This is a genomic window from [Roseibacterium] beibuensis (genome assembly GCF_039542305.1).
Lineage (GTDB): Bacteria > Pseudomonadota > Alphaproteobacteria > Rhodobacterales > Rhodobacteraceae > Roseibacterium > Roseibacterium beibuensis.
In genome coordinates this window covers 812,807-833,703 of sequence record NZ_BAABHW010000001.1, presented here as the reverse complement: position 1 = coordinate 833,703, position 20,897 = coordinate 812,807, and the positions used below count along the sequence as shown (strand labels likewise).

25 protein-coding genes are annotated in these 20,897 nt (G+C 66.9%); 14 read left to right on the top strand and 11 right to left on the bottom strand.

From position 1 onward, the window contains the following. Positions 1-2 precede the first annotated feature (2 nt). Positions 3-893 carry a DMT family transporter gene (locus ABD923_RS04170; protein WP_259546502.1) on the top strand — a complete coding sequence of 297 codons (891 nt, stop codon included), beginning with the start codon at positions 3-5 and terminating at the stop codon, positions 891-893. Positions 894-929: 36 nt separating this feature from the next. Continuing rightward, positions 930-1,862 (top strand): lysophospholipid acyltransferase family protein, encoded by a 933-nt coding sequence (locus ABD923_RS04165; RefSeq protein ID WP_259546503.1) that lies wholly within the window; start codon positions 930-932, stop codon positions 1,860-1,862. Here ABD923_RS04165 and ABD923_RS04160 read toward each other — a convergent pair. From ABD923_RS04160 to acnA, 4 genes are all read right to left on the bottom strand, one after another. Beyond that, entirely contained in the window at positions 1,859-2,569 is a 711-nt protein-coding gene (locus ABD923_RS04160) for a DUF1223 domain-containing protein (RefSeq protein ID WP_259546504.1), read from the bottom strand. The genes ABD923_RS04165 and ABD923_RS04160 overlap by 4 nt on opposite strands. A 108-nt stretch (positions 2,570-2,677) precedes the next feature. Beyond that, complete coding sequence (locus ABD923_RS04155; protein WP_259546505.1) at positions 2,678-3,154, bottom strand: methyltransferase family protein; 477 nt, start codon at positions 3,152-3,154, stop codon at positions 2,678-2,680. Further along, positions 3,151-3,957 carry a dimethylarginine dimethylaminohydrolase gene (locus ABD923_RS04150; protein WP_405048285.1) on the bottom strand — a complete coding sequence of 269 codons (807 nt, stop codon included), beginning with the start codon at positions 3,955-3,957 and terminating at the stop codon, positions 3,151-3,153. Before ABD923_RS04150 ends, ABD923_RS04155 begins: the two co-directional genes overlap by 4 nt. A gap of 130 nt (positions 3,958-4,087) precedes the next feature. Next, positions 4,088-6,865 (bottom strand): aconitate hydratase AcnA, encoded by a 2,778-nt coding sequence (gene acnA / locus ABD923_RS04145; RefSeq protein WP_259546507.1) that lies wholly within the window; start codon positions 6,863-6,865, stop codon positions 4,088-4,090. A 292-nt stretch (positions 6,866-7,157) separates the two neighbouring features. On the opposite strand from acnA, the gene ccmA reads away from it, so the two are divergent. The 5 genes from ccmA to ABD923_RS04120 are packed head-to-tail and all read left to right on the top strand — an operon-like array spanning position 7,158 to position 10,000. Further along, positions 7,158-7,805 carry a heme ABC exporter ATP-binding protein CcmA gene (gene ccmA / locus ABD923_RS04140; protein WP_259546508.1) on the top strand — a complete coding sequence of 216 codons (648 nt, stop codon included), beginning with the start codon at positions 7,158-7,160 and terminating at the stop codon, positions 7,803-7,805. Then, positions 7,802-8,458 carry a heme exporter protein CcmB gene (gene ccmB, locus ABD923_RS04135; RefSeq protein WP_259546509.1) on the top strand — a complete coding sequence of 219 codons (657 nt, stop codon included), beginning with the start codon at positions 7,802-7,804 and terminating at the stop codon, positions 8,456-8,458. Before ccmA ends, ccmB begins: the two co-directional genes overlap by 4 nt. Before the next feature lie 56 nt (positions 8,459-8,514). Then, positions 8,515-9,249: a heme ABC transporter permease gene (locus ABD923_RS04130; RefSeq protein WP_259546510.1), complete on the top strand. Its 735-nt coding sequence runs from the start codon at positions 8,515-8,517 to the stop codon at positions 9,247-9,249. Then, positions 9,246-9,401 carry a heme exporter protein CcmD gene (gene ccmD, locus ABD923_RS04125; RefSeq protein WP_259546511.1) on the top strand — a complete coding sequence of 52 codons (156 nt, stop codon included), beginning with the start codon at positions 9,246-9,248 and terminating at the stop codon, positions 9,399-9,401. The genes ABD923_RS04130 and ccmD overlap by 4 nt, the downstream gene beginning before the upstream one ends. Next, positions 9,401-10,000: a DsbE family thiol:disulfide interchange protein gene (locus ABD923_RS04120; RefSeq protein WP_259546512.1), complete on the top strand. Its 600-nt coding sequence runs from the start codon at positions 9,401-9,403 to the stop codon at positions 9,998-10,000. Before ccmD ends, ABD923_RS04120 begins: the two co-directional genes overlap by 1 nt. A gap of 21 nt (positions 10,001-10,021) precedes the next feature. Here ABD923_RS04120 and ABD923_RS04115 read toward each other — a convergent pair whose 3' ends face one another. From ABD923_RS04115 to ABD923_RS04105, 3 genes are read right to left on the bottom strand one after another with little or no spacing between them, the layout of a single operon-like run. After that, the gene (locus ABD923_RS04115; protein WP_259546514.1) at positions 10,022-10,519 is read right to left on the bottom strand and encodes a MarR family winged helix-turn-helix transcriptional regulator; all 498 of its coding nucleotides are present in this window, start codon (positions 10,517-10,519) and stop codon (positions 10,022-10,024) included. Between the two features lie 58 nt (positions 10,520-10,577). Further along, complete coding sequence (locus ABD923_RS04110; protein ID WP_259546516.1) at positions 10,578-10,871, bottom strand: succinate dehydrogenase assembly factor 2; 294 nt, start codon at positions 10,869-10,871, stop codon at positions 10,578-10,580. A gap of 8 nt (positions 10,872-10,879) precedes the next feature. After that, positions 10,880-11,299 carry a helix-turn-helix domain-containing protein gene (locus ABD923_RS04105; protein WP_222188048.1) on the bottom strand — a complete coding sequence of 140 codons (420 nt, stop codon included), beginning with the start codon at positions 11,297-11,299 and terminating at the stop codon, positions 10,880-10,882. 113 nt (positions 11,300-11,412) lie between these two features. On the opposite strand from ABD923_RS04105, the gene ABD923_RS04100 reads away from it, so the two are divergent. The 4 genes from ABD923_RS04100 (at position 11,413) to ABD923_RS04085 (ending at position 15,300) form a co-directional block, all read left to right on the top strand. Further along, a complete protein-coding gene (locus tag ABD923_RS04100; protein ID WP_259546518.1) occupies positions 11,413-12,615 on the top strand; it encodes a pyridoxal phosphate-dependent aminotransferase in 1,203 nt (400 codons plus the stop codon). A gap of 129 nt (positions 12,616-12,744) precedes the next feature. After that, entirely contained in the window at positions 12,745-13,791 is a 1,047-nt protein-coding gene (locus ABD923_RS04095) for a sodium:calcium antiporter (protein WP_259546520.1), read from the top strand. 353 nt (positions 13,792-14,144) lie between these two features. Continuing rightward, complete coding sequence (locus tag ABD923_RS04090; RefSeq protein WP_259546522.1) at positions 14,145-14,768, top strand: class I SAM-dependent methyltransferase; 624 nt, start codon at positions 14,145-14,147, stop codon at positions 14,766-14,768. A 100-nt stretch (positions 14,769-14,868) separates the two neighbouring features. Next, on the top strand, positions 14,869-15,300 hold the full coding sequence (locus tag ABD923_RS04085; protein ID WP_259546524.1) for a hypothetical protein: 432 nt from the start codon (positions 14,869-14,871) through the stop codon (positions 15,298-15,300). A 14-nt stretch (positions 15,301-15,314) separates the two neighbouring features. On the opposite strand, the gene ABD923_RS04080 is transcribed toward ABD923_RS04085, so the two are convergent. The 3 genes from ABD923_RS04080 to ABD923_RS04070 all read right to left on the bottom strand — a co-directional run bounded on the left by ABD923_RS04080 (position 15,315) and on the right by ABD923_RS04070 (position 17,098). Beyond that, a complete protein-coding gene (locus tag ABD923_RS04080) occupies positions 15,315-16,211 on the bottom strand; it encodes a hypothetical protein (RefSeq protein WP_259546526.1) in 897 nt (298 codons plus the stop codon). Positions 16,212-16,301: 90 nt separating this feature from the next. Beyond that, on the bottom strand, positions 16,302-16,724 hold the full coding sequence (locus ABD923_RS04075; RefSeq protein WP_259546528.1) for a DUF6314 family protein: 423 nt from the start codon (positions 16,722-16,724) through the stop codon (positions 16,302-16,304). After that, positions 16,721-17,098, bottom strand: a complete 378-nt coding sequence (locus tag ABD923_RS04070; protein ID WP_259546529.1) for a hypothetical protein — start codon at positions 17,096-17,098, stop codon at positions 16,721-16,723. The genes ABD923_RS04075 and ABD923_RS04070 overlap by 4 nt, the downstream gene beginning before the upstream one ends. A 64-nt stretch (positions 17,099-17,162) precedes the next feature. Here ABD923_RS04070 and purB point away from each other — a divergent pair, with 64 nt between their 5' ends. The 3 genes from purB (at position 17,163) to ABD923_RS04055 (ending at position 20,047) form a co-directional block, all read left to right on the top strand. Further along, positions 17,163-18,470 (top strand): adenylosuccinate lyase, encoded by a 1,308-nt coding sequence (purB, locus tag ABD923_RS04065; protein ID WP_259546530.1) that lies wholly within the window; start codon positions 17,163-17,165, stop codon positions 18,468-18,470. Between the two features lie 144 nt (positions 18,471-18,614). Then, positions 18,615-18,776 (top strand): hypothetical protein, encoded by a 162-nt coding sequence (locus ABD923_RS04060; RefSeq protein ID WP_259546531.1) that lies wholly within the window; start codon positions 18,615-18,617, stop codon positions 18,774-18,776. A 188-nt stretch (positions 18,777-18,964) separates the two neighbouring features. After that, on the top strand, positions 18,965-20,047 hold the full coding sequence (locus ABD923_RS04055; RefSeq protein ID WP_259546532.1) for a FliG C-terminal domain-containing protein: 1,083 nt from the start codon (positions 18,965-18,967) through the stop codon (positions 20,045-20,047). Here the strand turns inward: ABD923_RS04055 and ABD923_RS04050 are convergent. Then, complete coding sequence (locus ABD923_RS04050; protein WP_259546533.1) at positions 20,044-20,805, bottom strand: phosphatase domain-containing protein; 762 nt, start codon at positions 20,803-20,805, stop codon at positions 20,044-20,046. The two genes, ABD923_RS04055 and ABD923_RS04050, sit on opposite strands and share 4 nt — an antisense overlap. Positions 20,806-20,897 lie beyond the last annotated feature (92 nt).

The window sequence follows — 20,897 nt, the reverse complement described above, 5'->3', positions numbered from 1 at the left end:
TCTTGCGCGCGCTCTCGCCCACCGCGCAGGGCATCGTGATGATGCTCGGCGCGATCTTCCTGTTCTCGACCATGGATGCCATGGCCAAGGGGCTGAGCGCGACATACGACCCGTTGCAGGTGGTCTGGGCACGCTATGCCGGGCAGACCGCCGTGGTGATGCTGGTCCTCGCCCCCCGGTTGCACCTGCTGATCCGCACGCATCACCTTGGCCTGCAACTGCTGCGCTCGGGGCTGCTCTTCGCGGCGACGCTGTGTTTCTTCACCTCGCTCGGCCAGCTGGAGATCGCCTCGGCCACCGCCGTTCTGAACGTGCATCCGATGCTGCTGACGCTTGGTGCGGCGCTGATTCTCAAGGAACCGCTTGGGCCCCGCCGCCTGATCGGGATCGGCGCGGCGCTGCTCGGGGCGCTTCTGATCATACGGCCCGGCTCGGACATCTTCTCGCTCGCCTCGCTCCTGCCGCTGGCGGCGGGGGTCTTCCTCGCGTCCTATGCGCTGGCGACACGCTTCCTTGGCCGCGATGAACCGATCCTTACCTCGTTTCTCTATACCGCGCTGATCGGAACGCTGGTGGCGAGCCTGCTGGTCCCGACCGCGTGGCAGACGCCGCCGCCCATCGACGCGCTGCTGTTTCTGGTGCTGGGCACCGTTGGCGCGGCCGGTCAGTTCCTGCTGATCCGCTCGCTGACCGTGGCCGAGGCCGGGGCCGTCGCCCCCTTCGGATATGCCGGGGTGGTCTTCGCGACGCTCTACGGCGTGATCTTCTACGGCGAAACGCCTGACGCGCTCTCGGGCCTTGGCGCGCTTGTGATCATCGGGGCCGGCGTCTATGTCTGGCATCGCGAAACCCGCGCCCGCCAGGCCGAGGTCAAGGCCCCGGCCGCCCGCTGATCCAGGCGGCGAAAGGCGCCCCTGCCGAGCCGCGAGATGTCCAAACGCAAACGTATCAACTGGATCGACTGGTTAAGCGACCTCGCCGCGCGCACGCTGATCGCGGCGATCCGGCTGATCCCGTGGCGGTGGCGCGTTCCGATGATGGGGGCGCTGATGGCGCGCGTGATCGGGCCGTTGGCCGGCTACCGCCGCCGCGCCGAGGAAAACCTCGCCTATATCCACCCCGAGATGGGCGGGGCGGAGCGGCGCAGGATCGCCACGGCGGTGCTCGACAATATCGGTCGCACGATCATCGAGAACTACTCGCCCCGCGATCAGATCGCGCGCTTTGCAGATCTGGAGCCCACGGGGCCGGGTTGGCCCATCGTCGCCCGCGCCCTCGAACAGAACCGCCCGATGCTGTTCGTGACCGGCCATTTCGGGAACTGGCAGATCGGGCGCGTGGCGCTGAATGCCAAGGGGTTCGAGATCGGGGGACTCTATCGCCCCTTCAACAACCCCTACGCCAATGCCCATTACGTCTGGTCGGTCGAGGCCGTGGGCGGCAAGGCCTATTCCCGCGACCGGCGCGGGCTGGCCGCCTTTCTCAAGACCCTGCGCGGCGGCGGGCAAGCGGCGATGATGCTGGACCAGTTCGTCTCGGACGGGGCCTTCCTCAGCTTCATGGGCAAGCCGGCGCTCACCTCGCTGTCGGCGGCGGAGATGGCGCTGCGCCACGATGCCCTTCTGGTGCCGATCTATTGCCCGCGCGGGCCGGGCGGAATGAGCTTCACCGTAGAGATCGAGGCGCCGATCCCACAGGGCACGCCCGAGGAGATGACGCAGGCGCTGAACGACAGCCTCGATGCGCAGATCCGCAAGCGCCCCGAACAGTGGTTCTGGATTCATCGTCGGTGGAAGCCCGAGCGGCTTGAGCGGAAACGGCGAAAACGCCTCGCGGCCGAGAAAGCCGCCTCACACGACTAGTCGACGCGCGCCGCGCCCAGGATCGCGCCGTAGCCACTATGTTGCACGATCACGACATGCGGCATGTCCTCCGACACCGCCAAACGGGCCGAGAACGGTTCGGCGCCGTCCCATTCGCCCACCACCTGCCAGTCGCGCACGATATTGTGGTAGGTCACCGACCGCCCGGCATTCTCGCCGCGCGTGATCTCGACCTCTTCACTCGGCAGATAGGCCACAAGCTGCACCACCATCGCGGGCGCGGGCGGCGTTGCGCGCCACTCGGCGGTCAGGGCAAAGCCGTCTCCATCGGGCTCGACATGCACCGCGACCGGATCGGGCTGGCGGGCATGTTCGGCGATCACGTCCGCCACCTGCATCGGGCGGAACCCCACGACATGCTCGATCCCGCCGATCACCATCTGCGGCGTGTAGACCACGTTGGACCCCGCCGCGACGCCGTAGCCGTGCTGGCGCTGCGTGAACTCGGGCCGGGCAAAGGTGTCGGCCCAGCCGATATAGTCCCAGTAGTCGACATGAAGCGCCAGCGCGATCACCCCGTCACGGCTCGCCAATTCGCCCAGCAGGCCATCGGCCGGCGGGCAGGAGGAGCAGCCCTGGCTCGTGAACAGCTCGACCACGACGGGCTGACCGTCCTGTGCCGAAGCGGCAGACGCCATGATCCCGAACCCTGCAAAAAGGAAAGCGAAGCTGCGTGTCAGGCGCATGCGCGATGGTCCCCAGATGATTCAATTCGTCCCCAACTTGACCCAGAGCTAAGCCGATCCCCCCTCTCTTGCCAATCAAGCCTTTGCGAGAGCGCGTTACAGTCCGGCTCAAAACCAGCGATGCGTGCGGTTGAGATAGAGGTTGGCCTCGGTCCCGAAAATGCGCCGCAACCCCTCTTCTTCCGGCTCAATGAAGCGACGCGTCAGCACCTCGTAGAAGAGATAGGGCAACAGCACCGGGCTGAGCGATCCAAGCCAGAGAACATAGCCCGTCAGGATCGCCAGAAGGCCAAGGTAGATCGGATTCCGGCTGAAGCGATAGGGGCCTTCGACGATCAGCGCGGTGGGTTCGTGATGCGGCTCGATCGTCGTCTTCTTGCGCCAGAACCACAGCGCGGACCACGCGATCACGCCGAGGGCCGCGCCGATCAGCAGCCCGCCGGCCGCGCGAAAGACGAGGCCGAAGGCGGTGACCAGCGGCAGGTATTCGTTCAGCACCCAGGCTGCGGCGAGGAAAACGCTCAGCCAGACCGGCGGGATATCGGGAAAGCCCTTGAGCGGCCCGTCCAGCAACCAGCGGATCATGCGCCCCCCTGCCCGTCCGGCATGGAATAGCGCAGCGACATGCAGGACAACCCGCCATCGACCAGGGCGGCCTGCATCGTTTCCAGTTCCACGACCTCGTAGCCCGTCTGGGCCAATCGCTCCGCCGTGCGCGGGTGACCGGCGCTCAGGAACACCGGCGCGTTGAAGCGGACGGCGTTGGCCGCCGCCTCTTCTCCCTCGGCGGTTTCGATCACGCGGTAGCCCGCGAAGCAGCCCGTCGCGGCAAGGCGCGGCGTGGCGAGGACGGTCTCGGGGTCCAGCAGGCTCGACTCGGTCTTGAAATGGAGGATCTCGGGCGGCGTCTCGACCAGCCGCAGACGATAGCCGAGGTCTTCGACGATCGGGCGCAACGCCGCGATGCCCGCGCGATCCGTGCGGGCCGAGAGGCCGACCATCACCTCGCTGTCGGAACACAGGATGTCGCCGCCATCGACCGCGCCCTCGGGCAGGTCGATCACGCCGGCGCAATGGCGTACCAGGTCGGGGCGCAGCGCCGCGGCCTCCCCCGCCCGGCTGGGCGCGCCGGGGCGCAGGGTGATCGCCACACCGTTCAGCACCAGCGCCGGGTCTTCGATGAAGACGCTGTCGGGGAACTCCTCCAACGCGGGCAGAACGGTGACACTCGCCCCGGTCGCGCGCAGCGCCGCCACGTAGGCCGCATGTTCGCGCGCAAAGGCCACCGGGTCCGGGTCGCCCTGGTCGACAGCGCGCAGCCCATCCGTGACCGAGCCAGCCGGCGCGCGGCACAGCGCGTGGGTGAAACTGATCGAGCGGTTTTCCATCAACGCAGTCATCGCGCCCCCGTACCGGCTTGTCGAGCGCCCATCTCGCCGCGCATGAAAAAGGCCCCCGGTCCGAAACCGGGGGCCTTCATCCTCACTGTCCCTTCGAAGTGAGTGCCTCGCGCAGCTCTCAGGCCGCTTTCGCGAGGTCGCGCAGCACGTAGTGCAGCACGCCGCCATGTTCGACGTATTCCTTCTCGATGGCGGTATCGATCCGGCACTTGAGCATGATCTCCTTGGTCGACCCGTCCCCGTAGGTGATGGTGCAGGGCACTTCGGAAAGCGGCTTCAGATCGCCTTCCAGACCGTGGATCGCCACCGTCTCGTCGCCCTTCAAGCCCAGAGACTTGCGGGTGTCGCCGCCGGTGAACTCGAACGGGATGACGCCCATGCCGACCAGGTTCGAGCGGTGGATACGCTCGAAGCTTTCCGCGATCACGGCCTTCACGCCCAGAAGCGCGGTGCCCTTCGCGGCCCAGTCCCGGCTGGAGCCCGCGCCATACTGCTCGCCCCCGAAGATGACGAGCGGCGTGCCCTGTTCCTGGTAGGCCATGGCCGCGTCGAAGATCGAGGTCTGCTGCCCGTCCGGCCCGAGCGTGTAGCCGCCCTCGACCCCGTCCAGCATCTCGTTCTTGATGCGGATATTGGCGAAGGTGCCGCGCATCATGATCTCGTGGTTGCCGCGGCGCGACCCGTAGGAGTTGAACTCGCGCACCGGCACCTGACGCTCGATCAGGTACTTGCCCGCCGGGGTGGTATCCTTGAACGAGCCTGCGGGGCTGATGTGGTCGGTCGTGATCATGTCGCCCAGCAACGCCAGAACGCGCGCGCCCTCGATGTTCGAGATCGTGCCCGGCTCGGCGCCCATGCCCTGGAAATAGGGCGGGTTCTGGACGTAGGTCGAGGTGGCCGGCCAGTCGTAGGTTTCCTGCTGCGGAACCGAGACGCCCTGCCATTTCTCGTCGCCCTTGAAGACGTCGGCATATTTCGTCTGGAAGGCCTCGCGCGTCACGGTCTTCTCGACCAGGTCGGCGATCTCCTTCTGCGACGGCCAGATGTCTTTCAGGTAGACGGGGTTGCCGTCCTGGTCATTGCCCAGCGGCTCGCGGGTGATGTCGACATTCATGTCGCCCACCAGCGCATAGGCCACGACCAGCGGCGGGCTGGCGAGGTAGTTGGCGCGCACGTCGGGGCTGATGCGGCCCTCGAAATTGCGGTTGCCCGACAGGACCGAGGTCGCGATCAGGTCGTTGTCGTTGATGCACTTGCTGATCTCGGGCTCCAGCGGGCCGGAGTTGCCGATACAGGTGGTGCAGCCATAGCCGACGAGGTTGAAGCCGATGGCATCCAGGTCGTCCTGCAACTCGGCCGCTTCGAGATAGGCCGACACGACCTGCGAGCCGGGCGCGAGCGAGGTCTTGACCCAGGGCTTACGCGTCAGGCCTTTCTCGCGCGCCTTGCGCGCCACGAGGCCCGCACCGATCATCACGTAGGGGTTCGAGGTGTTGGTGCAGGAGGTGATCGACGCGATCGCGATCGAGCCGTCATGCAGCTGGTAATGGCCGTCCTCGGTCTGGACGAAGCCGCGCTGGTGGTGGCCCTCGTCGCCCGGGATCTCGGTCGGTTCGGGCGCACCGCCCTCGCCTTCCCAGCGGACCTCTTCCTTCGGGGTGGCGTCCTTGCCCTCGCGCTCGCCCTTCACGTAGGCGGCAAAGGCCTTTGCCGCCTGGTCGAGTGCGATGTAATCCTGCGGACGCTTGGGGCCCGAGATGGCGGGCACGATGGTGTTCATGTCCAGCGACAGCGTGTCGGTATAGACCGGCGCGTAATCGGCGCCGCGCCAGAAGCCGTTTTCCTTGGCATAGGCCTCGACCAGCGCGATCGTGTCCTCGTCGCGGCCGGTGTTGGTCAGGTAGCGCAGGGTTTCGTCGTCGATCGGGAAGAAGCCGCAGGTCGCGCCGTATTCCGGCGCCATGTTGGCAATCGTGGCCCGGTCGGCCAGCGGCAGGTGATCGAGGCCGGCGCCGTAGAATTCGACGAACTTGCCGACCACGCCCTTGGCGCGCAGCATCTCGACGACCTTCAGCACCAGGTCGGTGCCGGTGGTGCCTTCCATCATCTCGCCGGTCAGTTCGAAGCCCACGACCTCGGGGATCAGCATCGAGATCGGCTGGCCCAGCATCGCGGCCTCGGCCTCGATGCCGCCCACGCCCCAGCCCAGGACGGCGGCGCCGTTGACCATGGTGGTGTGGCTGTCAGTGCCCACCAGCGTGTCGGGATAGGCCACCATCTCGCCCGACTGGTCGGTGTCCGACCACACGGTGCGCGACAGGTATTCCAGGTTCACCTGGTGGCAGATGCCGGTGCCCGGCGGCACCACGCGGAAGTTGTTGAACGCGGTCTGACCCCATTTGAGGAAGGTATAACGCTCCATGTTCCGCTCGTATTCGCGGTCCACGTTCATCTGGAACGCGCGCGGGTTGCCGAACTCGTCGATCATCACCGAGTGGTCGATGACCAGATCGACCGGGTTCAGCGGGTTGATCTTCTGCGGATCACCGCCGAGCGCCTTGATGCCGTCGCGCATGGCGGCGAGGTCGACCACGGCGGGAACACCGGTAAAGTCCTGCATCAGCACGCGCGCGGGGCGATAGGCGATCTCGCGAGGGTTCTTGCCACCCTTGGCGGCCCAGTCCGAGAAGGCCTTGATGTCGTCGGTCGAGACGGTCTTGCCGTCCTCGAAACGCAGCATGTTCTCCAGCACCACCTTCAGCGCGGCGGGCAGCTTGGAGAAGTCGCCGAGCCCGGCGGCCTCGGCTGCGGCGATGGAATAATAGGCGTAGGACTTGTCGCCGACAGAAAGCGTCTTGCGCGTCTTGGCGGAGTCGTGGCCGACGGTAATGGGCATGGGTGCCTCCCTTAATCCGGTCGTGGCTGCGTCACAATTGGCCTGCTGTTGCCATTGACGCGAGGCGCAATCAAGGGGTCACAGCGGTTCTGCGACAATTTTTGTATGCAATCGCATACTGGGTGTGCAATTTCGCGCCCGAACACGCCCGCCGACCTCGCCCGGCGGCCTGCCGGATGCCCGCCGGATGTTCGCCGGGCTTGGGTGAGTCGCATGCCCGGACAGCGCGGCATTGCGGCGCGGGGCCTCGGCGCTTCCCCTTCGCGCGGCAATCGGATAGCGCTTGACCGCAATGAACTTGACCGTCACTGATCTTTCCTGTGCCCGAGGTTCCACGCAGGTCCTCGCCGATGTCAGCTTCACCGTTGCGGCGGGCGAGGCGCTGATCCTGCGCGGCCCCAATGGCGCGGGGAAAACCACGCTTCTGCGCACGCTGGCGGGCCTCACCCCGCCGCTTGCGGGGCGCGTCGATTGCCCCCCGGACGCCATCGCCTACGCGGGCCACGCCGACGGGCTGAAAGCGCAGCTGACGGTTCAGGAGAATCTCGAATTCTGGGCCGGCGTTTTCGCGTCGGGCACGATCACCCGCGCCGTCGACGCCTTCGACCTCGAAGGCCTGCTCGACCGCCGCGCGGGCGACATGTCCGCCGGGCAGAAGCGCCGCCTGTCGCTCGCGCGCCTTCTGGTCACCGGTCGCCCCATCTGGTGCCTCGATGAACCCACCGTCTCGCTCGATACCGAGAACGTGCAGCGGTTTGCGGCCGCCGTGGAGCGTCACCTCGACGGCGGAGGTTCGGCCGTGATCGCGACCCATATCGACCTTGGCCTGCCCGCGGCGCGCAGCCTCGATGTCTCGCCCTTCATCGCCAAGCGCCTGCGGGCGGACGACCCGTTCGCCCAGGGTCTCGACGATCCTTTCGCCGACGGGGTGGAGCCATGATCGCCCTGCTCAAGCGCGACCTCGCGCTGGCCATCCGCGCGGGCGGCGGCTTCGGCCTCAGCCTCGCCTTCTTCCTGATCTTCACCACGCTGGTGCCTTTCGGCGTTGGCCCGGCGGCCGGCATCCTCGGCACCATCTCGCCCGGTATCCTGTGGCTTGGCGCGCTGCTGGCCTGCCTGCTGTCGCTCGACCGGATCTTCCAGCTCGACTGGGAGGACGGGACGCTGGACCTTGTCGCGACCTCGCCCGTCCCGATGGAGGGGTTGGCCGCGATGAAGGCGCTGACCCACTGGATCACCACCGGCCTGCCGCTGGTCGCCGTGGCGCCTGCGCTGGGGATGCTGCTGAACCTGCCCGGCCCGGCCTATCCCTGGCTGATCGCCTCGCTCGCGCTCGGCACGCCCGCGCTCAGCGCGATCGGCACCTTCGGCGCGGCGCTGACCGTCGGAATCAAGCGCGGCGGCCTGCTGCTGTCGCTTCTGGTCCTGCCGCTCTACGTCCCGACCCTGATCTTCGGCGCGCTGGCCGTCAGCCGCGGGGCCGAGGGGCTGGACGCCACCACGCCGCTGGCGCTTCTGGCCGGCATCACCCTCGGCACGCTGGCGGTGCTGCCTTTCGCCGCCGCCGCCGCGCTCCGCGTCAATCTGCGCTAGACCCGCGCGGCCCTGTCCCATTGAGAGACCGACCATCCATGCCTAAAACTCAGACCATGTCTTCACTCTGGGAATACGCCAATCCGCGCAAGTTCATGGCCACCTCGGCCTGGCTGCTGCCGTGGGTGACCGCGATCACCGTGATCTGCCTGGTGGTCGGGCTGGTCTGGGGGTTCTTCTTCACGCCGAACGATTTCCGCCAGGGATCGACGGTGAAGATCATCTATGTCCACGTGCCCGCCGCAATCATGGCGATCAACGCATGGCTGATGATGCTGGTGACCTCGCTCATCTGGGTCATCCGGCGTCACCATGTCAGCGCGCTGGCGGCCAAGGCCGCGGCCCCGGTCGGCATGATCTTTACCCTGATCGCGCTGTTCACCGGCGCGGTCTGGGGTCAGCCGATGTGGGGCACGTGGTGGGAATGGGACCCGCGCCTGACCTCGTTCCTGATCCTGTTCCTGTTCTACCTCGGCTACATGGCGCTGTGGGAAGCGGTCGAGAACCCGGATTCGGCGGCGGACCTGACAAGCGTGCTCTGCCTCGTGGGCTCGGTCTTTGCGATCATCTCGCGCTACGCGCTGCTGTTCTGGAACCAGGGCCTGCACCAGGGCGCGACCCTGTCGCTGGATGCCGAGGAAAACATCGCCGACGTCTTCTGGTACCCGCTGGTCATTACGCTGGCGGGCTTCGGTTTCCTGTTCCTCACGCTGGTCCTGTACCGCACGCGGACCGAGATCCGCGCCCGCCGCCTGAAGGCGCTGATCGCGCAGGAAAGGATGGCCGCATGATGCCCGACCTTGGAACTTACGCCGTTCCGGTCCTTTCGTCCTATGCCGGCACTCTCGCACTGTTGATCGGGCTGGTCGTCGGTTCGATCTGGAAAGCCCGGCGCGTCGCGCGCAAACTGGATGCCGTGGAAGAACGGCGCGGGAAGGGCTGATGAAGATCAACTGGTTGATGATCGTGCCGCTGGCGGTAACGCTGGGGTTCTTCGGGGTCGCGGGCTACCAGCTGCTCAGCACGCAGGATGCGCTTCGCGAGGGGGTCGACACCGCAGCCTTGCCCTCGGCGCAGCAAGGCCGCGCCGCGCCGCCGCTGTCCCTGGAGGAAATGGACGGCACGCCGCTCCTGACGCGCGAGATGCTGGAAGGCCATGACGACATCATCATGGTGAATTTCTTCGCCAGCTGGTGCCCGCCCTGCCGCGTCGAGCACCCGAACCTGACCGCGCTGGCCGAGGCCGGCGTGACGCTTTACGGCGTGAATTACCGCGACCAGCTTTCCCAGGCCGAGCAATTCCTCGACGATCTGGGCAACCCCTATCACGCGATGGGCCGCGACCCCGAGGCGCGCAACGGGCGCGATTGGGGGGTGGTGGCGATGCCCGAAACCTTCTTCATCGACCCCGAGGGCACCGTGGTCCTGCATTTCCGCGGCCCGGTCACCCGCCGCTCGATCGCCAACCAGATCGCGCCGGCGCTGGCCGAGGCCGGGTACAGCCTGCCCGATCTGCCCGAGCTTGGTGCAGAGACCGACTAAGGCCACCGTGCCGCGCATCGCTCAGTAGATATAGCGGATCTGGTCCGACCAGTACCGCTCGATCCGTTTCAGGGAATGGTTCACGCGGTCGATCCCGTCGGTGTCCAGCACGCCTTGCCGCTCCAGCCCCTCGGCCTGCCGGGCGAACAGATCGGCCACGGCGGCGCGCACGTGCCGCCCCTTCTCCGTCAGGCGCACCCGGACCGAGCGGCGGTCGATCTCGCAGCGCTGGTGGTGCATGTAGCCCATCTCGACCAGTTTCTTGAGATTGTAGCTGACATTCGAGCCCTGGTAGTAGCCGCGCGATTTCAACTCGCCCGCCGTCACCTCGTGATCGCCGATATTGAACAGCAAGAGCGCCTGCACGGCATTGATGTCGAGGATGCCGAGGCGTTCGAACTCATCCTTGATGACATCGAGCAGCAGCCGGTGCAGACGTTCGACCAATGACAGCGACTCCAGGTACCCGGCCAGGAATCCGGCCCGGGCAGAGGGCGCAAGGGGCGCATGCATACTCATCTTCAACTCCGCAAATCTGACTTGCGGGGAAGATTCGGTCAAAAATGGAAATAAGTCGTTAAGCGCCTCGCCCCGCGGCCGCCCCTCCCGGCAAGCCGTTGAATTCGCTGGACACACGCAGCAGCATCGGCGCGATATCGGCAGGCGGCTCGGACTGGCCCGAGACCCAAGCGTAAAGGTCCTGGTCGGCCTCGGCCAGCACCGCCTCGAAGGCATCGAGCGTGGCGTCATCGGCCCCGTCGAGGTGCCGATCCGCCCAACCGCCCAGGATCAGGTCCATTTCCTTGATTCCACGGTGCCAGGCCCGCATGCGCAGGCGCTTGACCCGGATCTCTCGTGTTTCCTCGACCATCTTGTCCTTTACAGATCCTTTGCCAGAACCAGCCGCAGCCGTTTTTCCAGGCGCCCCATTTCCTCGGCGATGCGCGCCTGCTGGACCTTGAGCTTGCGCAGGTCGGTCAGCACCGCCGTCATGTCCTCCGAAAGGATATGGTGTTCGTCGGGGCCGTCCAGCCCGTCGCCCTCGCCGCTGAGCAGCCACATGATCGAGACGCCCAGCATGCCCGCCAGCATCTGGAGCTTGTTGGCGCGCGGTTCGGCCTGGTCGTTTTCCCAGCCTCGGACCGTCTTGACCTTCACGCCCAGCCGCTTGGCCAGCTCTGCCTGGCTCAGCCCCGCCGCCTCGCGGGCGCCGGTCACGCGGTCGCCGAAGGTGGTGGCCTCGGCATCGTACCAGCCGGGGCCGTCGGTCTCTTGGCCGTTCTCGGGGGTGGTGGACATTGCTCCTCCTCTCGGTGGCGGCTTGATTGCCGCGCGGGCGCACCCTAAGCATGGGCCCGACCTATTGCAAACGACCCCGATCGGCGGGGTCAGGCCCAACCCGGAGCGACTTGATGCCCTTCCTTTCCGACACGCTGGCCCGTGTGAAGCCCTCGCCCACCATCGCCGTCTCGAATCTCGCCGCCGAGTTGAAGGCGCAGGGCAAGGATGTCATCGGCCTCGGCGCGGGCGAGCCGGATTTCGACACGCCGCAGAACATCAAGGACGCCGCCAAGGCCGCGATCGACGCAGGCAAAACGAAATACACCGCCGTCGATGGCATCCCCGAGCTGAAACAGGCCATCTGCGACAAGTTCCAGCGCGACAACGGCCTGACGTACACGCCCGCGCAGGTCAGCGTCGGCACCGGCGGCAAACAGATCCTCTACAACGCGCTGATGGCCACGCTGAACCCGGGCGACGAGGTCATCATCCCCGCGCCGTATTGGGTCAGCTACCCCGACATGGTGCTGCTTGCGGGCGGCGCGCCGGTGATCGCCGAGGCTGGCGCCGACACCGCCTACAAGCTGACGCCCGCCGCACTCGAGGCCGCGATCACGCCGAAGACCAAGTGGTTCATCTTCAACTCGCCCTCGAACCCCACCGGCGCGGGCTACACCGCCGAGGAACTCAAGGGCCTGACCGATGTGCTGATGCGTCACCCGCATGTCTGGGTGATGTCGGACGACATGTATGAGCACCTCGTCTATGACGGATTCGAATTCGTCACGCCGGCACAGATCGAGCCGGGCCTTTACGACCGCACGCTCACCTGCAACGGCGTCTCCAAGGCCTATGCCATGACCGGCTGGCGCATCGGCTATGCCGCAGGCCCCGAAGAGATCATCAAGGCGATGCGCAAGATCCAGTCGCAATCGACCTCGAACCCCTCGTCGGTCAGCCAGTGGGCCGCGTTGGAGGCGCTGACCGGGCCGCAGGATTTCCTTGGGCCGAACAACGAGACCTTCAAGCGCCGCCGCGACCTGGTGGTCGAGATGCTGAACGCGGCCGAGGGCGTGACCTGCCCCGTTCCCGAAGGCGCCTTCTACGTCTATCCGTCCATCGAGGGCTGCATGGGCAAGACCACGCCCGGCGGTGTGACCATCGACAGCGACGAGGCCTTCGCCACCGCACTTCTGGAAGAAAAAGGCGTGGCCGTCGTCTTCGGCGGGGCCTTCGGCCTGTCGCCCTGTTTCCGCGTCAGCTACGCCACCTCGGACGAGAACCTGAAAGAGGCCTGCACCCGCATCCAGGATTTCTGCGCTTCGCTGACCTGACCCGCGCCCGTCGCGCCCGCCTCGGGCGCGGCCTCGGCGGAACGTTTCACGGATCGGCACGTTGTCGCGAGGAGCGGCGACGGCGCACCGGCTGCGCGCGGCCCCCGATGAAAGGAACAGGCGCGCACGATGCTGGCCGAATGGTCCACTCCGATGATCCTCGCCGCCTTCGCGGCCGCCGTCCTGGTCGTGCTGGCCAGCGGGGTGCGCATCACCGGGCTGGTGGACCGGCTGGCCGACCGCACCGGCATCGGCGAGGCCATCGCGGGCGCCGTCCTTCTGGGGGCGGCGACCTCCCTCGGCGGCTCGGTCGTGTCGATCACCGTGGCGCTCGATGGCTATGCGTCGCTGGCCTATTCCAACAGCATCGGCGGGATCGCGGCGCAAACCGCCTTTCTTGCGGTGGCCGATGCCGTCTATCGCCGCGCCAACCTCGAACACGCGGCGGCGGACTTGACCAATATCTTCCAGGCCGTCGTCCTGGTGATCCTTCTGACCCTGCCCCTTCTGGCCGCCTCGCAGCCCGAGGTGACCCTCTTCGCGATCCATCCCGTCTCGCTGGCGATCCCGATCATCTACGTCATGGCCCTGGTCGGCGGGCGCGCGCTGCGCGAGGCCCCGATGTGGCGGCCCGTGTCAACCACGGACACCCGCACCGACACCCCGGAGGAGGAAGACGCCGACACCGCGCGGATCAGCACCCTGCGCCTGTTTTCCACCTTCCTGCTTCTCATGGTGATCATGGGCATGGCGGGCTGGGTCATCGCCAAGACCGCCAGCGAACTGACCGACCGCCTGTCGCTGTCGCAATCTCTGGTGGGGGCGCTGGCCACCGCCGTCGCAACCTCGCTGCCCGAACTGGTCACCACCATCGCCGCGGTGCGCCGGGGCGCGCTGCAACTGGCCGTGGGCGGCATCATCGGCGGCAATTCCTTCGACACGCTTTTCCTGACGGCGGGCGACATCGCCTATCGCGACGGGTCGCTCTACCACGCCGCGGGCCTCAGCGACCAATTCTGGACGCTGACCGCGATCCTGATGACCGGCGTCCTACTCAGCGGCCTTCTGTTGCGCCAGCGCGAGGGGCCGGGCCGCATGGGATGGGAAGGCGCCCTGATCCTTGCGATCTACGGCGCGGCGGTAACGATCCAGGTGTTCACCGCAAGCGCCGGGTAATCGCGCGCGCCTTCGAGAAATTTGCGCCTTTTTAACGGTTTCTTAAACGTTTCGGTGTAGCACGTTCCCCGTGGCCACATCGTGAGGACGGTTCGCGCGGGTCTTTGCGCAGACAGCCCCCTCAAAGGGCCAAGCATCCCCCGCACCACCGCCGGCATCCGCCCCGATTGACGACCGGGGCATCAAGGAACCGCTCCGCCAAACCCGAGGCGGCGCCGCTTCACCTTCTCGACCGGGCACCGGGGCAAGGCCCCGCCGCCCCTCCCCGGACAGAGACAGCATGCCTCCCCCGGCCGATCTTGCCACCGGGCGGGAAAAGCGTATGCCGAACGCACACCGCCCGAAAGGCCGCCATGCCCCGCACCTCGCCCCCCGATTTCTGGAACCGTATCGCGCGCCGCTATGCCGAGCGGCAGATGGGCAACCCCGAGGCTTACGAGGCCGCCATGGCGCGGGTCATCGCGCATCTGGCCCCCACCGACCGCATGCTGGAACTGGGCTGCGGCACGGGCTCCACGGCGCTCAAGCTCGCGCCCCATGTCGCGCAGATCACCGCCAGCGACTACGCGGGCGAGATGTGTGCCATCGCCGGTGAACGCATCGACCAGGCCCGCGCGACGAATGTCACCGCGCTTCAGGCCAGCGTGGACGAGGCCCTGACGCACGGCCCCTTCGACGTGGTCTGCGCCTTCAACCTGCTGCACCTGCTGCCCGACCTGCCCGGCACGCTGGCGCAGATCCATTCGGCCCTGCCGGAGGGCGGGCGCTTCATCTCGAAAACCGTCTGCCTTGGCGGATCGCTGAAATACCGCGCCATCGTCACCGCGCTGCAATGGGCCGGCGTGGTGCCGCAAATGCGCTTCGTGACCGCCGAAGGGCTGGAAGCCGAGATCACCGGGGCGGGCTTTGCCATCATCGAGACCGGCACCTACCCCGCCGCGCCGCCCGGCCGCCTGATCGTCGCGGAAAAACGATAGCGCAACGAACCGTTGACCATGGGGAACGCTTGGCTTTGACAGGGCGGGACCAAACGGCATACTTGCCGCATCGCAACGCGTGAGCAGAGCACGAGGGTTCATGTCCGACCTGCCCGAATACTATTTCCGCGTCCGCGAGAACGGGGCCGCCGTCTTCCGCATATCGACCGAGAACCGGCAGCGCCGGATCGAGATGGACGAGATCGCGGTCATCAATATCCGCAATGGCAGCGTCAAACCCCATGGCGACCATGTCCTGACCGACGAGGAACACGAGGTCATCGCCGACTGGATGGAGGAACGCCGCGCCGTGCTGGCCGAGCGTGACCTCGACGACATTCACCGCGCCATCGACTACCTGAACCTCACGACCCATTGGGCGCAAAGCCGGGCCTCGGACGAGGATCTGGAGGAGGTCACGGACCGCCTGCTTCTGGCCATGCACGATCTGCGCAGCGTTCTGGTCCGCAAGAAGGCCGACCGGCTGATGGCCGGGGCCGCCGACGCACAGGAGGACAACGCGGCCGAGTGACCGGCCGCGCCGCCTCATTCGTTTCCGAAAAACTGACCCGGCCGCGTGATGCGGAACCTCTCCTGCCCCGCGACGGGGCTGAACATCTCCAGGCAGTTGCCCGGCCCGTCCGTGATCATCCAGACATGGCCGACGAAGGTGAAGAAGGCGGTGCTCGCGCCGGGGTCGAGAAAACCCAGATCCTGCACGCTGCCATCGCTCGCCACCCAGGACAGGCCGCGCCCGCCATCGCTGGCATTCTCGAAGGTCACCGTCAAAGGGGCGCCCCCGCCCGTGGACACGGCCTGCCCCAGCTGATCGCAGGACATCGCCCCCGGCTCGGACGAGGCAGCCGCCATATCGCCCCCGCCCGGAGCAGCTTCGGCAGCGACCGGGAACAGGATGTCCCCGTTCGGATCGGGTTGCTGGCTGCCGAAATGCGCGCATTCGTACAGGAACCGGCCTGCGATATGCTGGTTCACGCTGGCATCGACGGTAAAGCTTGCCTGCCCGTCGATCGCCCAGGTCAGAACCGGCGCGGCCACCAGTGCGAAGTTGAACGGGTCGGTCGGTGTCCGGTCGATGAAAACGCCGCCGATGAACTCGGTCGCGCGGGTCGTCGCCGGCACGGTCGAGGGGTTCAGCCCCTCGGGGGTCACGGTGAAATCGACATCCGTTTCCAGCGGAATGGCCCCGGCATCAGCGGCGAAATTGAACGAGACCTGCGGGCCCGAGGTCAATTCGCAGCGCGCCTCCAGCACGACGTCATCGGTTTCCGGCACGCCAAGCCGCAGCGCCATGACGGTATTCATCGGGTTGGGCTGAATATCGCGGAAGTAGCTCCACTCGTAGCCGGTGACTTGCGCGAAGGACGGGGCGCTCGACAGGGCGAGCAGCGCCGCGCTGAGTTTGAAAAATCGGGAACCGGGCATTGGCGTCTCCTTGCGGGACAAAGGATCGAAACCGTGAATGCCCGATCAGCCTACGCAGCCCGCCCGCGATCTGGCAAGCGCGGGGTTTCCCTACGTCACCGGGGCATCTTCGGGAACGAAACGCGAGCGGATGATCAGGTCCTTGCGCGGCCCAGAGACACGCCAGACGCTGCCCCAGCGCGGCCAATCGGTGAAATCATAGGTCACGTCATAGGTGTCGGGATCGCACCAGTGGCGGTCGCCCGCCCGGCCCGGCCCGATCCTGTGGAACGGGCGACCGTCCTCGAAGAACACGGCCAAGTCGGTCCCCTCCGCCCGCCAGAGGTAGACCCGTTCGGCCCGCATCGGCGCCGCCGCCCCGTAATGCAGAAGGCCGCTTTCCTCCTGCCGCAGCCCGTCGCCATCGGGCCGCCAGACCGCCCTGCCCTCCAAGTGCCCCGTCAGTCCAGCGCGCGCATCCTCGATCACGCGGCTGAGCTGCCAGCGCCCTACCAGATCGGCCAGCGCGATCATTCCGCCTGAAACCGCCCGGCACTGACATTGCCGTGGTCGTCGATGAAGCGGACGCCGTCCTCGCCGTCATATTCGACCGTGTAGCAGGCCCAGTCGCCCAAACGCACCCAGCGTTGGCAGGACTGGCCGTCGCGCACGATCCAATCGCCCAGGCTGGTCTGGCCCATCCGCGCCTCGCCCGCGTGGAACGCGGTGCGGCCCGCCTCGGTGAAGATCTGCCAGCCGACATCGTCGTAGACCACGGTCCGCCCGGTCAGAACGCCCTCGATCTCGGCATCGCTCAGCACGCGCCACTCGGCCAGCGCCGGACCGGGCAGAAGCGCCAGAAGCACCGCCCAGACCGGACCTTGCGTCAGTTTGCGTGAAACGCTCACCTTGTCCCTCCCGTTTTGCGCCTCTATGAGACCCCTGAACTGCCAAGCAACGCAAGGCCTGCCGATGATCCCCCGTTATGCCCGCCCCGAGATGACCGCCATCTGGGAGCCCGCCACCAAGTTCCGCATCTGGTACGAGATCGAGGCCCATGCCTGCGACGCGCAGGCCGAGCTGGGCGTGATCCCCCGCGAGAACGCCGAGGCCGTGTGGAAAGCCAAGGACGTGGAGTTCGACGTCGCCCGCATCGACGAGATCGAGGCCGTCACCAAGCATGACGTGATCGCCTTTCTCACCCACCTCGCCGAGCATGTCGGGTCCGAAGAAGCGCGCTTCGTGCACCAGGGCATGACCAGTTCGGACGTGCTGGACACCTGCCTGAACGTGCAGCTTGTGCGCGCCGCCGACATCCTTTTGGCCGATATGGACAAGGTGCTGGCCGCGCTGAAAAAGCGCGCCTTCGAACACAAGATGACGGTTCGCGTGGGCCGCAGCCACGGCATCCATGCCGAGCCGACCACGATGGGCCTGACCTTCGCCCGGTTCTACGCCGAGATGGACCGCAACAAGGCCCGCCTGCAACAGGCCCGCGACGAGGTCGCCACCGGCGCGATCTCGGGCGCTGTCGGCACCTTCGCCAATATCGACCCGCGCGTCGAAGAACATGTCTGCGAGAAGCTGGGCCTGCGCCCCGAGCCGATCAGCACGCAGGTCATCCCGCGCGACCGCCACGCGATGTTCTTCGCCGTGCTGGGCGTCATCGCCTCCTCGATCGAGAACATCGCGATCGAGATCCGCCACATGCAGCGCACCGAGGTGCTGGAAGGGGCCGAGTTCTTCTCGATGGGGCAGAAGGGCTCCAGCGCCATGCCGCACAAGAAGAACCCGGTTCTGACCGAGAACCTGACCGGGCTGGCCCGGCTGGTGCGCATGACCGTGATCCCCGCGATGGAGAACGTGGCGCTCTGGCATGAACGCGACATCTCGCACAGCTCGGTCGAACGCGGCATCGGGCCGGACGCAACGGTGACGCTGGATTTCGCGCTGAACCGTCTGGCGGGTGTCGTCGACAAGATGCTGATCTTCCCCGAGAACATGCTGGAGAACATGAACAAGTTCCCCGGCCTGGTGATGAGCCAGCGCGTGCTTCTGGCCCTGACGCAAGCCGGTGTCAGCCGTGAAGACGCCTATTCCATGGTGCAGCGCAACGCGCTGAAGGTCTGGGAAGAGCGCCTCGATTTCCGCGACTTGCTGCTGGCCGATCCGGAGGTCGTCGCGGCCCTGGGCGAGGACGGCATCAACGAGAAATTCGACATGGAATACCACACCAAGCATGTCGACACGATCTTTCAGCGGGTCTTCGGCGAAAGCTGATCCGCCGCGCGATCTGCCTGCGAAACAGGCACGGACCCTGCCCTGCGCCCGTCGCGGGGCAGGTTCTTTTTTGTCTTTCCGCCACGTCATGCTACCGTTCGGTCATACGACGACGACCAGACCGATCCTGACAGGAGTGCCAAGATGACCAAGCTGAAGACCCTGCTGGCCGCCGCCGCGCTGATCGCCGCGCCGGGCTTTGCCCTTGCCGACTGCCCCTATGACCATCAGGTCACGATGAGCTGCGCCGATGGCACCAGCTGGGATTCCGAAAGCCAGAGCTGCGTGCCCAGCGGCATGAGCTGAGGCGCCTGAACCTTCTCTCTTCCGGCCCCGCGCGGATTGCCCTGCGCGGGGCTTTTTCGTCTTTGGGCAATTGTCGGAAAATCCCGTGCAACGGGGACAGCCCCGTCAAGCCCGTCTTAATCCGCGTCCGGCATGGTCGGGTCCGGGTGAAGTGGTGCCACGTCAGTGGCGCGGGACGGGTGGAACCGATGACCATTCAACAGGCAATTGGCGCGTCGCAATCCGACGCCATGGACGTCGATGAGATCCGCGACGCGACGGCGCGGGAAATCACGCCCCGGCCGCTCAGTCCGGGGCAGAAGGCTGCCGTGATCGTGCGGCTTCTGCTGGGACAGGGCGTTTCCCCCGGGCTTGACCGCTTGACGCCCGACCAACAGGCCCGGCTGGCGCGCACGATGGCGGGGTTGGGCAATATCGACCGTGCCACGCTGGCACACGTTGTGCAGGAATTCACCGGTCGGCTCGATGGCCTCGCGCTCACCTTCCCGGCCGGGCTGTCCGACACGCTGACCCTGCTCGAAGGCCACATCTCGCCCATTGCGCGCGACGGGCTGAGGGCCGAGGCCGAGTTGGGCGACGCCACCGACCCCTGGGCGCGGCTGGCCGCGATGGAGCCCGACCGCCTGCGCCCGCTTCTGGAACAGGAAAGCGCCGAGGTCTGCGCGATCCTGCTGTCCAAGCTGGGCGTCGCCAAGGCCGCGGGCCTCCTGGCCGACCTGCCCCCCGACCGCGCCCAGGTCATCGCCCATGCCGTGGCGCTGACGGCCACCGTCACGCCCGACATGGTGACCCGGATCGGCGAGCATCTGTTCCAGCAGATGACGACCAGGCCGCAACCGGCCTTCCGCGCCAGCCCGGTTGACCGCGTCGGCGCCATCCTCAATGCCGTGAGCGGCGCGGCGCGCGATACCCTGCTCGAAGGCCTGGACGCGCGCGATGCCGGTTTCGCCGCCGAGGTGCGCCGCGCGATCTTCACCTTCCATCACATCCCCAAGCGGGTCGAGGCGACGGACGTGCCGCGCATCCTGCGCCGGGTGGAGCCGGACGTGCTGAACACCGCGCTGGCGGCAGGCCTGAAAAGCGCCCCGCTTTCGGTGGAATTCCTGCTGGAGAACATGTCGAAACGCATGGCCGAGCAGTTGCGCGACGAGGCCGAAGCGATCCCCACCCCGCGCGAAGACGATGGCGAGGCCGCCATGGCGCAGGTCGTCTCGGCCATCCGCGCCCTGGAAGAGGAAGGCGAGATCCGCCTGATCCCGCCCGAGGATTAAAGCCGCAGCCGCTCGGCCCGGCTCATGGCACGGAACCGGCGGTTGGTCTGTTCCTGGTCGTACTCGGTCTCGATCCATTGCCGCAGCGGCACGCCACGCGCCTCGGCCTCGGCCGCATCGGCCAAGAACAGGTCCAGCACACCGGCCTTCGACCATTTCGCATGCAGCCGCGCCAGAGACAGTTCGCGCTTCGCTTCAGCGGCCGGCACGCCATGCTTCGCGATCAGGTAGATCGCCGCCGCCAGCCCCGTGCGGTCGGCGCCGGATTTGCAATGGACCAGCATCGGCGCGTCGAGGTCTTCGAAAAGATCGAGAAGGCTGAGCAAGCGGGCGCGCTTGGGGGCGCGCTGCGCCGAAAGCGGGATCTGCAGCAGCGTCATCCCGTGTTTCTCGCAGGCCTCGGCCTCGAACCGGTACGGGGCCACGTGCTGCCCGCCGCGCAGCGTCAGAACATGGGTGATCCCCATGCCCGCGTAGCGACGCAAGCGGCGCGGGCTGGGATGGTTCGACCGGTAAAGCTTGGGGGCGACCTGTTTGAAGTTGTGCCACCCCGCACGCAGGGCCGCGTGATCGAACAGTTGCGTGTAGACACCGGACATGAACCGATCCCACGGCCTGTCGATCCTGTGCGAGAACGCATCGCGCAGCCAGCGGTTCATCGACTTGTTCACGGAATGCTTTTTCGCGGCCTTGCGCGCGCGCCGCGCCGCGCGTTCCTTGGCATCGGCGACCGATGGCTGGTGCTGGTCTTCGGTCATGAACGGCCCGTGTGGTGACAGCGCCTGTTCCGGCGCTGGCGGTCTGGTAAAGCAGGCGGCGGTGCAGGGCAACACCGCCCAGGCCGGTGCGC

Bases quoted from the DNA above. Each gene is read 5' to 3' on its own strand.
- ABD923_RS04165 (WP_259546503.1), top strand. From the start codon at position 930: ATGTCCAAACGCAAACGTATCAACTGGATCGACTGGTTAAGCGACCTC.
- ABD923_RS04160 (WP_259546504.1), bottom strand. From the start codon at position 2,569: ATGCGCCTGACACGCAGCTTCGCTTTCCTTTTTGCAGGGTTCGGGATC.
- ABD923_RS04155 (WP_259546505.1), bottom strand. From the start codon at position 3,154: ATGATCCGCTGGTTGCTGGACGGGCCGCTCAAGGGCTTTCCCGATATC.
- ABD923_RS04150 (WP_405048285.1), bottom strand. From the start codon at position 3,957: ATGGAAAACCGCTCGATCAGTTTCACCCACGCGCTGTGCCGCGCGCCG.
- acnA (WP_259546507.1), bottom strand. From the start codon at position 6,865: ATGCCCATTACCGTCGGCCACGACTCCGCCAAGACGCGCAAGACGCTT.
- ccmA (WP_259546508.1), top strand. From the start codon at position 7,158: ATGAACTTGACCGTCACTGATCTTTCCTGTGCCCGAGGTTCCACGCAG.
- ccmB (WP_259546509.1), top strand. From the start codon at position 7,802: ATGATCGCCCTGCTCAAGCGCGACCTCGCGCTGGCCATCCGCGCGGGC.
- ABD923_RS04130 (WP_259546510.1), top strand. From the start codon at position 8,515: ATGTCTTCACTCTGGGAATACGCCAATCCGCGCAAGTTCATGGCCACC.
- ccmD (WP_259546511.1), top strand. From the start codon at position 9,246: ATGATGCCCGACCTTGGAACTTACGCCGTTCCGGTCCTTTCGTCCTAT.
- ABD923_RS04120 (WP_259546512.1), top strand. From the start codon at position 9,401: ATGAAGATCAACTGGTTGATGATCGTGCCGCTGGCGGTAACGCTGGGG.
- ABD923_RS04115 (WP_259546514.1), bottom strand. From the start codon at position 10,519: ATGAGTATGCATGCGCCCCTTGCGCCCTCTGCCCGGGCCGGATTCCTG.
- ABD923_RS04110 (WP_259546516.1), bottom strand. From the start codon at position 10,871: ATGGTCGAGGAAACACGAGAGATCCGGGTCAAGCGCCTGCGCATGCGG.
- ABD923_RS04105 (WP_222188048.1), bottom strand. From the start codon at position 11,299: ATGTCCACCACCCCCGAGAACGGCCAAGAGACCGACGGCCCCGGCTGG.
- ABD923_RS04100 (WP_259546518.1), top strand. From the start codon at position 11,413: ATGCCCTTCCTTTCCGACACGCTGGCCCGTGTGAAGCCCTCGCCCACC.
- ABD923_RS04095 (WP_259546520.1), top strand. From the start codon at position 12,745: ATGCTGGCCGAATGGTCCACTCCGATGATCCTCGCCGCCTTCGCGGCC.
- ABD923_RS04090 (WP_259546522.1), top strand. From the start codon at position 14,145: ATGCCCCGCACCTCGCCCCCCGATTTCTGGAACCGTATCGCGCGCCGC.
- ABD923_RS04085 (WP_259546524.1), top strand. From the start codon at position 14,869: ATGTCCGACCTGCCCGAATACTATTTCCGCGTCCGCGAGAACGGGGCC.
- ABD923_RS04080 (WP_259546526.1), bottom strand. From the start codon at position 16,211: ATGCCCGGTTCCCGATTTTTCAAACTCAGCGCGGCGCTGCTCGCCCTG.
- ABD923_RS04075 (WP_259546528.1), bottom strand. From the start codon at position 16,724: ATGATCGCGCTGGCCGATCTGGTAGGGCGCTGGCAGCTCAGCCGCGTG.
- purB (WP_259546530.1), top strand. From the start codon at position 17,163: ATGATCCCCCGTTATGCCCGCCCCGAGATGACCGCCATCTGGGAGCCC.
- ABD923_RS04060 (WP_259546531.1), top strand. From the start codon at position 18,615: ATGACCAAGCTGAAGACCCTGCTGGCCGCCGCCGCGCTGATCGCCGCG.
- ABD923_RS04055 (WP_259546532.1), top strand. From the start codon at position 18,965: ATGACCATTCAACAGGCAATTGGCGCGTCGCAATCCGACGCCATGGAC.
- ABD923_RS04050 (WP_259546533.1), bottom strand. From the start codon at position 20,805: ATGACCGAAGACCAGCACCAGCCATCGGTCGCCGATGCCAAGGAACGC.